Origin of the sequence: Glycomyces sp. NPDC021274 (assembly GCF_040641195.1) — a bacterium.
Taxonomy (GTDB): domain Bacteria; phylum Actinomycetota; class Actinomycetes; order Mycobacteriales; family Micromonosporaceae; genus Glycomyces.
The window spans coordinates 460,508-473,967 of record NZ_JBFADC010000001.1; the positions used below are offsets into that span (position 1 = coordinate 460,508).

The window sequence follows — 13,460 nt, forward strand, 5'->3', positions numbered from 1 at the left end:
TAGGAGCCGGACGTGAGCGAGGAGACGAGCGAGGCGACCACCGCTGAGGAGGTCGCAGCCGAGCCCGAGCCGCAGCGGCGCAAGGGCGTGCGCCACGTGGTCCGCTGGGTCCTGGCCCTCCTCGCGTGCGTGCTCGCCGTCGTGGCCGTCACCGGTTCGGTGGCGGCCTACTATGCGCGGCTCGAGCTGCTCGACACCGACCGGTTCACCGAGCGGACCGCGGTGATCGCCGAGGACGAGCAGGTGCAGGCCGGGATCGCGGCGCTGATCGCCAGGGAGATCGAGCAGGCGCTGGACGTCGAGCGGATCTCGGCGGAGGCGAACGCGTGGATCGGCAGCGAGGCGGCTCCGGCACTGGTGGAGTCGCTGGTGGCCTCGGCGGTGGAGACCCTGCAGGGCTACATACAGAACGAGGTCGACACGTTCGTGGCGAGCCCGCAGTTCCTCGAGGTCTGGGACGCGTCCGTGCGCGAGGCGCACAGTTCGCTCGTCTCGGCGCTCGAAGGCGAGAACGCGGGCTCGATCCAGGCGGAGGGGAACACCCTCACGCTCGACCTGGGGAGGGTCGTGCAGATCGTCAAGGAGCGCATGGTCGAGGCCGATGTGGCGCTCGCCGAGGACATCCCGGCGGTCGAGGCCGAGTACGTGCTGCTCGACTCCGAGCAGGTGCCGGAGCTGCAGCGCACGGTCGACCGGTTGGACTGGGCGGCCACCTGGCTGCCGTGGATCGCGTTGGGCCTCTTGCTGATCGCGCTGATCCTCATGCCGCGCCGCTGGGTGGGGGTGCTCGTGGTGGGCGCGCTCGGCGCGGTGCTGGCGGGTGCGGCGCTGTGGGCGGTCGCCGAGGGGCGGCCGGTCTTCATCGAGAACGCCGGCGATGCGGCGTTCGCGCCGATCACCTACGACGCCTTCACGAGCGGGCTCCGCGCCACGTACACGCTGATGCTGTGGGTCGGAGTGGCGCTGGCAGTGGTGGCGCTCGTGGTGCTGCTCCTGCGCCGCAGGCGTGCGGCGGTGTAGTACTTCGTAGGCCGCGCCCCCTCGCCCTGGATTGCAGGGCGAGGGGGCGCGGCCGCATCGTTCGTTAAGCGGGGCTGCACTTCGGGGTGATGCCGAACTTGTAGCCCTTCGCGGCCAGCTGCGGCAGCGCGATCTCCAGCGCCTCCACGGTCTGCGAGCGGTCGCCGCCGCCGTCGTGCATCAGCACCACGTCGCCGGGGGTGGCGCCGAGCAGGACGTCGACGATCGCATCGACGCCCGGACGGGACCAGTCACGGGTGTCCTCGTTCCACATCTGCCGCTGGAGTCCGGCGGCGGTGATCGCCTGGTTCACGGTGGTGTTGTGGGCCCCGTACGGCGGGCGGAAGCAGTTCACTTCGGCGCCGAAGCTCTCCAGGAGCGTCTGGGAGCGGCCGATCTGCTCGTCCATCTGCGCGCGGGTCAGGGTGGTCATGTCGGGGTGGTTCCAGGTGTGGTTGCCGAGCGTGTGGCCGGCCGCCAGGACCGCGCGGACGCGGGCGGGGTCGCGCTGGGCGTTCTGGCCGATCATGAAGAACGTCGCCTTGGCGTTGTTCTGCTCGAGGACCTCGAGGATCTGGTCGGTGTAGATGCCGTTAGTGCCGTCGTCGAAGGTGAGGAAGATCTGGCCGTTCCAGGGGTCGTCCGCCGCGACGGCCGCCGGGGCGCTCGGTGCGGTGTCCTGGGCGTTCGCCGCGTTCGCCGCGTTGGCCGGGGCGGTGAGGAAGAGGGAGGCGACGACCGCAGCAGCTGCGGTCACCATGAGGTGAAGACGTTTCATCCCCACATCGTGGCGGGTCTCGCTTTGTCGCGCAACGAGGGAGTTCTCACGAAAGTCGCTTGTGTACCGGGACAACCAACGGGCGGGGCCGGAGCGTATCAGGCCCCGGGGAGCTCGCCGCCCCGCTCGGCCGCGGCGGCGACGGCGGCCCTGATCGCCTCGTCCACATGCGACTCGTCGAGGGAGGCGAGCGCGGCCTCGGTGGTGCCGCCGGGCGTGGCGATCCGCTCCATGAGCGCGGCGGGCGGCTCGTCCGACTCCTGCAGGTGCAGGCACGCGCCGAGGAGCATCTGGTCGACCAGGACGCGGGCGTCGACCGGGTCCATGCCGCCGTCGACCGCGGCGTTCGTCATCGAGTCGGCGAGGTAGTACAGGAACGCGGGACCCGAACCGCCAACGGCCGTAATGAGATCCATCATGGACTCGTCGGCGATCACGGTGACCCCGATGCGGTCGAACAGGTCCTCGATCTCGGTCAGGTCGGTGCCTTCGGGCGCGGCCAACGCGGTGGCCGCCCGGCGGGCGCGGGCGGCGATGTTGGTCATGGCGCGGACGGCCGTGATGCCGGCGGGGAGGCGCTCGGTGAGCTTGGCGAGGGGGACGCCGGCGGCGAGGGAGACGACGATCGCGTCCGGTTCGAGGGAGGGGCCGATCGCGGAGAGGAGGGGCCCGACCGCGACGGGCGGGACGGCGATGAGCACGACGTCGGCTTCGGCGACGGCGCTCGGGTTGTCGGTGCCGACCTCGACGCCGTACGCGTCGGCGAGCCGGGCGGCGCGCTCGGCGGGGAGGGCGGTGGCCCAGATCTGGGCGGGGGGCAGACCGGAGTCGATGAGCCCGGCGAGGACCGCCTCGCCGAGATGGCCGACGCCGAGCAGCGCGATGTCCATGTCCTCACCTCCGTGTCAGCGCTCCACAGTCCGCAATCTACGGGCCGGGTCTCCCGGGTACCGGGAATCAGGGGAAATGCCGCTTATGCGGCATTCTTGCTGCGCTTGCCATCCGTACATCTGTGCTATTGGCGAGGCTACCGAGCCGTGGAGGCGCGCCCTTCGCGGCGCTCCCGATCCGTGAGTTCGCACTCTCGGCGACGCGGGCTGTCAGCGGACGGTGCCGTCAGTCCGCCTCCGGGTTGAGGACCTGGAAGAGCAGGTGGTCCTGCCACCTCCCGGCGATCTTGAGGTAGGCGGGGGCCATGCCGATCGGCTCGAAGCCGTTGCGCTGCAAGACCCTTTGTGAGGCGTGGTTGTCGATGAGGGTTTCGGCCTGCACCCGGTGGAGGCCGAGGACGTCGAACGCGATCCCCTTGGCGAGCCGCACAGCCTCGGTCGCCACGCCGCGCCCGGCCGCGGCCTTCGCGACCCAGTAGCCGACGCTGCACGAGCGGAAGTAGGGGCCGCGCACGATCGAGTTGAGGAAGATCTGGCCGACGACGCGGCCGTCGTCCTCGATCGCGTAGGTGAGCCCGATGCCCGCATCGGCGCGGGCGAACGCGGCCTCGATCTCCGTGCGCACGCCCGCGGTGGTGAACGCGGCCTCGCCGCGGTCCGGTTCCCAGGGCGCGAGGTAGTCGCGGCCGTCGCGCCGCAGCGCCGCGATCGGCTCCGCGTCCTTGAGCGCTATGGGGCGAATGGTGATCATGCCTTGATTCTGCCGGGTCGGGAGCGCGCCAGGGGTACAGGTGCGCATATCGACCGTCCCCGATGGGAGCGCGGTTGCGGCATACTGTTCTGCATCCTCTCCGGATCCACCCTCGGACGACACGGCAACGGAGCCGCCAGTGCCCGCAGCAGAACCCGACCGGACCGAACCCGACGAGACCTCTGAAGCACCGCAACAGGACTCCTCCGACGCGAAGGGCGAGGCCGCGCCCGACGAGGGCGCCATCGCGCGGGCGGTGACCGACGCACTGCGGCGGGCCGCGCCCGCGATCACCGGCATCGGCGTGCTCCTGCTCTGCCTCGAACTGGCCATCGGGGCGGTCCCGCCGCCCTGGCGGACCGCGCTCATCATCGTCGGCATCGCGCTCGCGGCGGGCTCCTGGCTGTGGGACCTGCTCTATCCGAGCGACGGGAAGCGGCGCCGGATGATCGCCGCGATCGTCGGCGTCAGCGTGTTCTTCCTGGTGCTCGGCTACATCCTGCGCCCGGTGGTGCACCGGATGCACCAGGAGCTGCTCGTCGACTGCGCCGACCCTGTCGAGCTCACCGTGCTGACGCCGGTGGACGGCGCCGCCGGGTTCGGGCAGGCCATCGCGGAGTTCAACCGCGCGAACGTGGACGGGAACCGGTGCCGCAAGGCCAACGTGACCGCCTACAGCGCGCCGTGGCCGCAGGTCGAGCAGGCGATGGAGCAGGGCTGGGAGTCGCCCGGTGAGGGCGGCGAGGAGTCCGGGCCGTTCGCCTCGCTGCGCGATGTGGGGCCGCGCCCGCATTTCTGGATCGCCGAATCGCAGACCCAGGTCGACCTCGCGTACGAGGCGCTCGACGCCTCCGAGCTCACCTACGAGGTCTTCCAGACCGACGACGCCGAGCCGATCGGCCGCACCCCGCTGGTGCTGGCCGTGCCCGACACGGTGCTCGAGCAGGGCTTCAACGGTGGCGCGCAGATCACCGACCGGTCGCTGCCGGACCTCATCGCCGAACTCGGCGAGGGCCACGACACCCCGGTGCTCAGGTCCGACCCGGCCGTGACCACCTCGGGCCTGCTGTTCCTGCGGGCGCTGTACGGCCCTGACGCCGAGCCCGGCGGCGTCGGCGCACGCATGGAGAACCTGCTCGCCGATGCGGCTTCGGCCACGGGCATCGCCTTGTCCCCCAGTGATACCGACCTGCTGTGCGACCTCACGCTGGCCCAGGGGGTGAACCCCGACGCGGCGGTGCTCACCACCGAAGTCGCGCTCGCCCGCTACAACGAGGGCCACTCGCTGGGCGACGACTGCGCGCTCACCGAGAGCGGCCGCTCCGGGCTCGCCCCGGTCTACGGCGGCCACTTCGGCTCGCTCGACTACCAGGGCGTGCGCCTCGACTGGAGCGGCGACCCCATGGACGAGGAGCGCGCGGCCGTCGCCGAGGACCTCCAGGACTGGCTCGCGGGCGGGAGCGACGGCTGGAACCCCACGCAGATGGGCATGCGCAACGAGCACTACGACGGCGGCGCGATCGAGGGCGGCAACCAGTTTGACACGGCGTTCGAGGTCGAGGCCGATCCGATCAGCTCCGGCGAGTTCACCGCGCTGCGGGGCGTGTACGGCCAGAACCGGCCCCCCACGACCGTGCTGCTCGCCATCGACCACTCGGCCACCATGGACGCGCCCGTGAGCGGCGGGCGGACCCGCTTCGAGCTCGCGACCGACGGCGTCGCGACCGCCCTGCAGTACCTCGGCGCCAACGATGAGGACCAGGCGGCACTGTGGACGTTCCCGGGCCCCGGCAGCGATTCGCACGGCGTCGTGTTCGGCATGACCTCCGACCCCGGCGGCGACGTGGCGGGGATGCTCGCCGCCACCGAGACCAGTGCGGGCGTCGACCTGCACCAGACCGTGGTCGACGGCGTCGCGGAACTCGAGGCCGCCGGCAATGCGGAGGGCGCCAACGCGATGGTGGTGCTCACCGACGGGGACGACCCCGACACCTCATCGACCACAGTGGAGCAAGTGCGGGCGGCGCTCGCCGAGTCGCAGGCGCGCCTCTACCTGATCGCGGTGGGCGACGTCTCCTGCCGGTCAGCCGCCTTCACCGACCTCGTCGTGGACTCGCGCGTCACCTGCCTGGAAGCCGAGGAGGAGCGGATCACGGTGACCTTCGACAGCCTGTTCAACCAGTTGTGGAGCGGCAATGCCTGAGAAGAAGCTGCGCCGCAAGATGGCCCGCCGCACCGTCCTCGAGGCGATCGGCGGGTTCGTCGCCGCCGGCGCGATCGGCGGCGCCTACCTGCTCGGCGAGCGGGACCCCGACAGGGAGTGGGAGGAGGTCGGCGACCGGCCGCTGCAGCTCTGGGCCTCCCGGGACGCGACCGCCAACGGCCAGCGCCGGCTCCTCATCGACCAGTGGAACGCCTGGCACGGCGCGCACCCCGTGGAGATGGTGGAGCTGCCGCCCATCGCCGACCTGCAGTACAGCGCGATCCACGCCGCGCTCCAGGCCGAGGACCAGGACGTGGACATCGTGGACCTCGACGTGCCGTGGATCGCCGAGTTCGCCGCGGCGGGCCGCCTCGAAGCCGTCGACGACCCCGACACGGACGGATTCCTCAAGCGGCCCTTGGAGGCCGGGCGATTCGACGGCGAACTGTACGCGCTGCCGTTCAACACCAACGTGGGCATGCTCTACTACCGCCGGGGCGGCGAGACCGACCTCGCGAACGGGATCCTCACCCCCGCCGACGCGGAGCGACTGCGCACCTGGGACGACCTGGCCGACGCCATCGGGGGGATCCTCGCCGAGGAGAACGCCTTCGAGGGCGGCATCGCCATGCAGCTGGCGTCCTATGAGGGCTTCACCGTCAACGTCTGGGAGTACCTGCTGGCCAACGGCATCGAGGTCGAGGACGGCACCGGCATGATCGACTTCGGCGGACGCGAGGCACACGGCCTGCTCCGCGACCTCGCCCGGGACCTCCACGAAGAGGTGCAGCCGGGCAAGTACCTCATCCTGCCGGAGGCACTGCAGCACAACGAGGACGAGTCGCTCGCCGCGTTCCAGGCGGGCCGGACCCCGTTCCTGCGGCACTGGCCGCAGGCGGTCCGGACACTGGAGCAGTGCGGGGCGTTCGCGGCCGCGGCCTCGCCCGTCGCGTTCGAGGTCGGCGTCGTGCCGATGCCCGGCGGGGTGCTCGGCGGCGGGAGCCTCGCGGTGAGCGCGTACTCCAAGCGCAAAAATGTCTCCCGCGCGCTGATCGAGTTCCTGACCGGCCCGACGAGCCAGCAGCTCCTGTTCGAGCGCGGCGGCTTCGCGGCCACCCGGCCGGAGCCGTACTTCGACGCGATCGCCCAGCTCAGGAACGGGATCCCGGCCGCGGGCAGCGACTGCGAGTCCGTGGGCGGCCCCCGGAGCGAGGCCGCCGCGATGTACGCGGCGCTCACCGGCGAGGGCCCGGGCCAGCGGCCCGAGGTGCGGCGCTACACGCAGTTCAGCCGCGCGTTCCGCGATGAGCTGCACCCCAAGCTCGGCCAGGACGCCTCCCCCGATCTGGACGGCCTCGCCTCACTGCTCGACAAGGCCATCGAAGGCAAGTGAGCGCCGGGTGCGGCACGCAGCGCCCGACAACGCGGGAGAGCGTCCTTCCGGATTCGCCGAACAGGCCGCAGATCGGCGTTCAGGGCCGCAGGTCGAGCGTGAACCAGTCGAGGACCCGGCCATCGGGTTCGCTGCGGCGCTGCAGGAATGCAAAGCCCGCCCGGGCGGCGACCGCCGCCGAGCGGAGGTTCGCCGGCTCGCAGCGGATCACCGCCTCGGTGCAGCCGATCGCGGCCGCGTACGAGCAGGCGAGGCCCACCGCGCGGGTCGCCAGGCCCCGGCCGCGCCACTGCGCGTAGAGCCCGTACGCCAGGTTGGCCTGGCCCTCGCGCAGGTAGTACTGGCCGGTCTGGACGTCCACGGTCCCGGCGAGCGCGAACTCCGGGCCCACGCGGATGCCGAAGTTGTGGAACGGCCCGCCCTCGCGCCACCAGCGGGCGCAGCAGTCCAGGTAGTCGCGCAGGCCCTCCGGGGTGGCGGGATCGCCGCTGAGCCAGCGCACCAGCTCCTCGTCCTCCCCCGCGTAATGGGCCGCGAAGTCGCCGGGCCCGAGCGGGAGGAGCGTGACCGTGCCGTCGGTGAGCGCCTCGTGCATGCCCCCAGCCTCGCGCACACCGCGCCCTGCCGCAACGGATTCAACGGGTGCGGCGCAGCGCCAACCAGCCGAGGACCGCGACCAGGAGCAGGGCGGCCGTGTTGTGCGCGTACTTCGCGAACGGATCGACCTCGCCGATCGGCGTCGCCAGGAACCCCGTGAGCGCCTGGCAGAGCAGCGCGCCGACCGCGAGCGCGGTCACCTGGCGGCGGCCCCACGCGGTCGAACGCGCGAAGTAGGCGATGCCGAAGCCCATGGCGCACAACACGGCCGCGGTGACCGCGACCCAGGCCCAGGTCTCGGACAGCCCGATCGTGAACACCGTGATCGCCGATGCCGCGATCAGCGCCCACAAGGGAGGGACGCGGCGTTCGACGCGGACGGCCTTCCTGCGGCCGAAGAGGAACGCGAGCGCGATGAGCACCACCGCCACCGCGCCGGCACCGGCGAGCTGGCCGGCCGAGGCGTGGTCGGTCTCGGTCCGGTAGTGCCAGTCGAGGACCACCCAGGCCCCGGCCAGGTACAGCAGCATGGTGACGACCAGCCCGAACGGCCGCAGCCACGGGCGGTCGGCCGACCGCGAGCCGAGCCCTTCGACGAGCGCGATCGGGGCGGCGAAGCTCATGATCATGTGCCCGAGCACGAACGTCAGCGCGGTCGAGGCCGCGAATCCGAACCCGGGAATCCAGGTCGGCCCGACCAGCTCCTGCCAGTAGTCGATGCCGCGGTAGTCCTGGGAGAACATCGACTGGTCGATGATCCCGGCCTGCACGACGCCGAGCGCCGCCGCGATCGCGAGCACACCGCCCCAGCCGAGCCCGAAGCGGCGCGCGGCCTCGCGCAGGAGCACCGCCGGGGCCCCGTAGAGCGGGATGAAGACGATGAGGCCGGCCAGCAGTGCGAGGACGTTCCCGGTGGTGTCGTCGTAGCCGACCAGGCTCTCGGCCGCGATCGGCGAGAACACGAGCAGCGCGAGCACCAAGAGCAGCCGCACCCGGCCGACCCGTTGCGGCGCATGGAGGGAGGTGGTGGTTTCCATGCCTCGACGCTAAGCGCCGGAGCGGGCCCGGCGCATCGGCTCTCGGTCGCGAAAGGCCCGTCCAAGGCATCGCGCCGCGGGTCCGGGCCGCGACCGAGGGACCTTCCGGGCCGACGAAAGTATCGGATCGGGCGGCGGTGCTCGCCGCGCGGGCGCGGGGCGGATAGGTTCGGGCCCATGAGCGGCGAGAGAGCGAGACGCGGCGCGCGCGGTGTGGCGGTGGACCTGGGCGTGTTCGCCATCGGCGTGTTCGCCTACCTGTTCATCGCCGGAGAGCGCTTGGCCTCTGAGATGCCCTCGCCCCCTTGGCTGTTCGACGTCGACATGGCCACCGGGCTGCTGGCGCTGCCGCTGCTGTGGATGCGGCGGCGCTGGCCGACGCAGGCGGCCGTGCCGCTCATCCTCGCCTCGACGTACTCCGAGACCATCGCGTTCCCGCTGCTGGTGATGCTCTACGCGGTGGTCGTGCGCCGGCCACTGCGCACCGCGGCGTGGGTGTACGCCGGGTCGATGGCGTCGGCGGCCGTGTACATGACGCTCAGGCCCGAGGAGCTGGGCCTGGGGGCGTCGATCGCCTTGGGGGTGTCGCTGCACGCCGCCGTCGCCGGATGGGGCCTGTTCTCCCGCTACCGGCGGCAGTTGGAAGCCCGTGCGGCCCAGGCGGAGCAGGACGAGCGCGAGCGGGCCCGCCAGCGGGCGCGCGACGAGCTCGCGCGCGAGCTGCACGACATGCTCGGGCACCGGCTCTCGCTGCTGAGCCTGCACGCGGGCGGCATGGAGTACCGGCCCGACGCCCCGCCCGAGGAGCTGGCCCGCGCGGCCGGGGTCGTGCGCGAGCAGTCGCAGCTGGCGATGCGTGACCTCAGGGAGATCATCGCGATCCTGCGCGCCCCGATCGGCGAGCTGCCGCAGCCGCGCATGTCGGACCTGCGCGAGCTCGTGGAGGAGGCCCGGCCCGCGATGCGGATCGAACTGGCCGAGGACGTGGACGGCGACGTGCCCGAGCGCTCCGGGCGCACCGCCTACCGGATCGTGCAGGAGGCGCTCACCAACGCCCGCAAGCACGCCGAGGACGCACCGGTCATGATCACTGTGGAGGGACGGGCCGAGGACGGGCTCAGCGTCACCGTCGTCAACGGGCCGGGCCGCGACAGCGGGCCCGCCTCCGGATCCGGCCACGGCCTCATCGGCCTCGAGGAGCGGGCCGCGCTTGCGGGCGGGCGGCTCGAGTACGGGTCGACGGCCGACGGCGGCTGGCGGGTGCACGCGTGGCTACCCTGGACCGCATGAGTGAGCTGCCCGTGAAGATCCTGGTCGTGGACGACGATCCCCTGGTGCGCGCCGGACTGCGGATGATCCTCGGCGGCGCCGGGGACCTCGACGTGGTCGGCGAGGCCGGCAGCGGCACCGAGGTGCCTGAGCTGGTGGCGCGGTTGCGTCCGGACGTGGTGCTCATGGACCTGCACATGCCCGGTGTGGACGGTCTGACCGCGACCGAGCGGCTGCGGGCCGCACCGAACGCGCCGGAGGTCCTGGTGCTCACCGCGTTCGAGGCGGACGGGCACGTGCAGCGGGCGCTGCGCGCCGGGGCGGGCGGGTTCCTGCTCAAGGACACGCCGCCGGCCGCGATCGTGGCCGCGGTGCGGCGCGTCGCGGCCGGGGAGCCGGTGCTCTCGCCCGAGGTGACGCGGCGGCTGATCGGCATCGTCGCGGGCGGCGCTCCCGCGGACCGTCGCACTGAGGCCCGGGAGCGCTTGGGCGCGTTGAACAACCGCGAGACCGAGGTCGCCGTGGAGGTCGGCCGGGGCAGCTCGAACGCGGAGATCGCGGCGGCGCTGCACCTGAGCGTGCCCACGGTGAAGACGCACGTCTCGGCCGCGCTGAGCAAGCTGGGGCTCAACAACCGGGTGCAGCTGGCGCTGCTGGTCAACGACGCGGGGCTCGCGGACTAAGACGGCCCGCAGACGGCACAGCGGTCTAGGGACGGCGAGCGGGTCTAGCGACGGCGCAGCCGCACCGCGAGGAACGACGGGCGCACGCTCAGCTTCGCGAACGCCTCAGGGTCGATCGCCTCGAGTTCGGGGACCGGGCGGGGCTCGACGAGCCGCTCGAGGGTGAAGCCCGCGTCGAGCAGTTCGCCCAGGAGCGCTTCGACCGTCATGCGCTGGAAGTGGATCGGCGGCACGCCGTCGCGTACGTGCAGGTCGACCCATGACTCCGAGAAGTACGAGTCGCCGAAGTGCTTCCAGTCGGCCGCCGGGTGCGTGGTCGAGACCAGGAACCGCCCGCCGGGCTTAAGGACGCGGAAGACCTCGGCGAGCAGCCCGGCGCGGTCGCGCAGATGGTGGATGACGAGCGCGCACAGGACCATGTCGAACGAGGCGTCCGCGGCGAAGTCGAGCGGCAGCTCCAGGTCGTGGCGGCGCAGCTCGGCCCGCTCCCCCGCCCGCTCCTTCGCGTGGGCGAGCAGTTCGGCGCTGCCTTCCACGCCCACGACCGCCGCACCGCGCTCGAGCAGCGCCTCCGCGTACAGGCCTGCGCCGCAGCCGAGGTCGAGGACCCGCTGCCCGCTGACGTCCCCGGCGAGGTCGAGCATCGCGGGCCGGTCGATGTAGGCGTTGTACGCGCCGGTGGCGGCGTGTGCGGCGAAGGCGTCGCCGAGCGCGCCGTGATAAGCGGTGTCCCGGGGCATCGGCACAGTATTCCGGGACGGAAGCCGCCGCGCCACTGCTTTCGGGCCGGTCGATCCTCGCGGATCGACCGGCCCTGGTGCGCGGCGCGCCGAGCAGTGCGGACCGGCGCGCCGGGATCACATCAGGATTCGCTGCTGTACCAGATGGTGCAGTCCCATCCGTTCGCGGAGTCCCAGCAGAGGGACCACCTGAACGTGTGGTTCTCCGGGAAGTCCTTGTTGCAGTAGGTCCAGGCCTTGGCCTTCCCGAGGGTGTCGATGCACTCCCCCGAGCGGGTGCCGTCCTGGTCGTACCAGCGGAGCTTGACGCCGTAGCCGTTGGCGATGTTGTCCTTGACCCACAGGTCGTCGCCGTTGGACTGGAAGCAGCCGTCGACGTTCGGGGTGTAGCGGCGGTCGGTGCAGGAACCGGTCCAGTCGGCGTCCACGGCGTAGTTGATCTCAGAGGCGGCCGCCGCCGGGGAGGCGATCCCCAGGACGGCGAGGAGTGAGACGGCGAGCGCGGCCATGACGGCGGCGATTCGACTTCGCAACATTGCGTTCCTTTCTTGACTAAGGCTCCCACTCCGTTCGACTACGGAGTGAGGTGTCGCAGACACACTGCGCAGCAGGGGGATCCGCGTCACACGACGTTGCCGCACTGAGAACGCGCACACGTGTATCGGAGGTTGCCGCGCTGCCGAATATTTTGGTAACGATCCCACGGTGCGCGAGCCTTTAAGAAAGTCCCCTTGACTCCGGGCCTCCGGACTGCTGGAATACATGGCGTTGAAACTTCCATGGAAAGTAGCCCCAAAATGACTGAAACTTTCAGCGACGATCGGATCAGGCAGCACCGGAGCGCCGACGCGCACGTCACGATCACCCTCGACGGCGAGCCGCTCGCCGGGCGCGAGGTCCGGCTCGAGCAGACCCGGCACCGGTTCCTGTTCGGCTGCACCGGGTTCGAGCTGATGGACCACGCCAACGGCACCTCCGCGGACCCCGAGGCCGACGCCCGGAACGCCGAGCTGTGGGAGGGCCTGTTCAACTTCGCCACGCTGCCGTTCTACTGGGGCCGCTTCGAGCCCGAGCGCGGCAAGCCCGCCACCGAGCCGCTCCGCAAGGCCGCGCAGTGGTTCGCCGACCGCGGCCACCCGGTCAAGGGGCACCCGCTCGCGTGGCACACCGTCAGCGCCCCATGGCTGCTCGACCTCGAGAACGAGGAGATCGCCCGCGTCCAGGTCGAGCGCATCAAGCGCGAGGTCGGCGATTTCGCCGGCGTCATCGACATGTGGGACGTCATCAACGAGGTCGTCATCATGCCGATCTTCGACAAGTACGACAACGGCATCACCCGCATCTGCCGCGACATCGGCCGCATCCCCATGGTGCGCATGGTCTTCGACGCCGCCCGCGAGGCCGGGCCGAACGCGGTGCTGCTGCTCAACGACTTCGACATGTCCGCGGCCTACGAATGCCTCATCGAGGGCGTCCTCGAAGCGGGCGTCAAGATCGACGCGCTCGGCCTCCAGAGCCACATGCACCAGGGCTACTGGGGCGAGGAGAAGACCGAGGCGATCCTGGACCGGTTCTCCCGCTACGGGCTGCCGATCCACTTCACCGAGACCACCATCCTCTCCGGCGAGCCCATGCCGCCCGAGATCGAGGACCTGAACGACCACGTCGTCGACTCCTGGCCCTCGACGCCCGAAGGCGAAGCCCGGCAGGCCGACGAGATCGAGCGGCACTACCGGACGCTGCTCGCGCATCCTTCGGTCGAGGCGGTCACCTACTGGGGCATGTTCGACAAGGGCATGTGGCTCGGCGCCCCAGGCGGCTTCGTGCGCCTCGACGGCACCCCCAAGCCCTCGTACGACCGGCTGCACCACCTCGTCAACGAGGAGTGGGGCACCCCCGCCACCACCCTCGCCACGGACCACGAAGGCCGCCTGCGCTTCAACGGCTTCCTCGGCGACTACCGCATCGCGGCCGAAGGGCGCGAGGCCGCGTTCAAGTTGGAGGAGAAGGGCACTGCGAACCTGACCGTCGCGTTGGGTTAGGCGTGCCACCCGCCCCGCGACACGACGCCCTGAGCGGCGCTCGGCGGACCCGTTCGG

At 71.5% G+C, this 13,460-nt stretch carries 13 protein-coding genes; 6 read left to right on the forward strand and 7 right to left on the reverse strand.

What is annotated here, in order from left to right; genetic code table 11:
• Positions 1-12: 12 nt before the first annotated feature.
• Complete coding sequence (locus tag AB0I03_RS02035) at positions 13-1,020, forward strand: hypothetical protein (protein ID WP_360404909.1); 1,008 nt, start codon at positions 13-15, stop codon at positions 1,018-1,020.
• 64 nt (positions 1,021-1,084) lie between these two features.
• Here the strand turns inward: AB0I03_RS02035 and AB0I03_RS02040 are convergent, their stop codons facing one another.
• From AB0I03_RS02040 to AB0I03_RS02050, 3 genes are all read right to left on the reverse strand, one after another.
• Complete coding sequence (locus tag AB0I03_RS02040; protein WP_360404912.1) at positions 1,085-1,798, reverse strand: polysaccharide deacetylase family protein; 714 nt, start codon at positions 1,796-1,798, stop codon at positions 1,085-1,087.
• A gap of 98 nt (positions 1,799-1,896) precedes the next feature.
• On the reverse strand, positions 1,897-2,688 hold the full coding sequence (gene proC, locus AB0I03_RS02045) for a pyrroline-5-carboxylate reductase (RefSeq protein WP_360404915.1): 792 nt from the start codon (positions 2,686-2,688) through the stop codon (positions 1,897-1,899).
• A 226-nt stretch (positions 2,689-2,914) separates the two neighbouring features.
• Positions 2,915-3,439, reverse strand: coding sequence for a GNAT family protein (locus tag AB0I03_RS02050; protein WP_360404918.1), 525 nt, complete (start codon positions 3,437-3,439; stop codon positions 2,915-2,917).
• 139 nt (positions 3,440-3,578) lie between these two features.
• On the opposite strand from AB0I03_RS02050, the gene AB0I03_RS02055 reads away from it, so the two are divergent.
• Together AB0I03_RS02055 and AB0I03_RS02060 are read left to right on the forward strand one after the other, a co-directional pair.
• Positions 3,579-5,642 carry a vWA domain-containing protein gene (locus AB0I03_RS02055; RefSeq protein ID WP_360404921.1) on the forward strand — a complete coding sequence of 688 codons (2,064 nt, stop codon included), beginning with the start codon at positions 3,579-3,581 and terminating at the stop codon, positions 5,640-5,642.
• Positions 5,635-7,035, forward strand: a complete 1,401-nt coding sequence (locus AB0I03_RS02060) for an extracellular solute-binding protein (protein ID WP_360404924.1) — start codon at positions 5,635-5,637, stop codon at positions 7,033-7,035. The genes AB0I03_RS02055 and AB0I03_RS02060 overlap by 8 nt, the downstream gene beginning before the upstream one ends.
• A gap of 79 nt (positions 7,036-7,114) precedes the next feature.
• Here the strand turns inward: AB0I03_RS02060 and AB0I03_RS02065 are convergent, their stop codons facing one another.
• A complete protein-coding gene (locus tag AB0I03_RS02065; protein ID WP_360404927.1) occupies positions 7,115-7,630 on the reverse strand; it encodes a GNAT family N-acetyltransferase in 516 nt (171 codons plus the stop codon).
• Between the two features lie 40 nt (positions 7,631-7,670).
• On the reverse strand, positions 7,671-8,669 hold the full coding sequence (locus AB0I03_RS02070; protein WP_360404930.1) for a hypothetical protein: 999 nt from the start codon (positions 8,667-8,669) through the stop codon (positions 7,671-7,673).
• 177 nt (positions 8,670-8,846) lie between these two features.
• Here AB0I03_RS02070 and AB0I03_RS02075 point away from each other — a divergent pair, with 177 nt between their 5' ends.
• Positions 8,847-9,959 (forward strand): histidine kinase, encoded by a 1,113-nt coding sequence (locus AB0I03_RS02075; protein WP_360404933.1) that lies wholly within the window; start codon positions 8,847-8,849, stop codon positions 9,957-9,959.
• Positions 9,956-10,621 (forward strand): response regulator transcription factor, encoded by a 666-nt coding sequence (locus tag AB0I03_RS02080; protein ID WP_360404936.1) that lies wholly within the window; start codon positions 9,956-9,958, stop codon positions 10,619-10,621. Before AB0I03_RS02075 ends, AB0I03_RS02080 begins: the two co-directional genes overlap by 4 nt.
• Before the next feature lie 44 nt (positions 10,622-10,665).
• On the opposite strand, the gene AB0I03_RS02085 is transcribed toward AB0I03_RS02080, so the two are convergent.
• Together AB0I03_RS02085 and AB0I03_RS02090 are read right to left on the reverse strand one after the other, a co-directional pair.
• Positions 10,666-11,361, reverse strand: coding sequence for a methyltransferase domain-containing protein (locus AB0I03_RS02085; RefSeq protein WP_360404939.1), 696 nt, complete (start codon positions 11,359-11,361; stop codon positions 10,666-10,668).
• 122 nt (positions 11,362-11,483) lie between these two features.
• On the reverse strand, positions 11,484-11,897 hold the full coding sequence (locus AB0I03_RS02090; RefSeq protein WP_360404942.1) for a hypothetical protein: 414 nt from the start codon (positions 11,895-11,897) through the stop codon (positions 11,484-11,486).
• 261 nt (positions 11,898-12,158) lie between these two features.
• Here AB0I03_RS02090 and AB0I03_RS02095 point away from each other — a divergent pair, with 261 nt between their 5' ends.
• Positions 12,159-13,403 carry an endo-1,4-beta-xylanase gene (locus AB0I03_RS02095; protein WP_360404945.1) on the forward strand — a complete coding sequence of 415 codons (1,245 nt, stop codon included), beginning with the start codon at positions 12,159-12,161 and terminating at the stop codon, positions 13,401-13,403.
• The last annotated feature ends 57 nt before the right edge of the window (positions 13,404-13,460 follow it).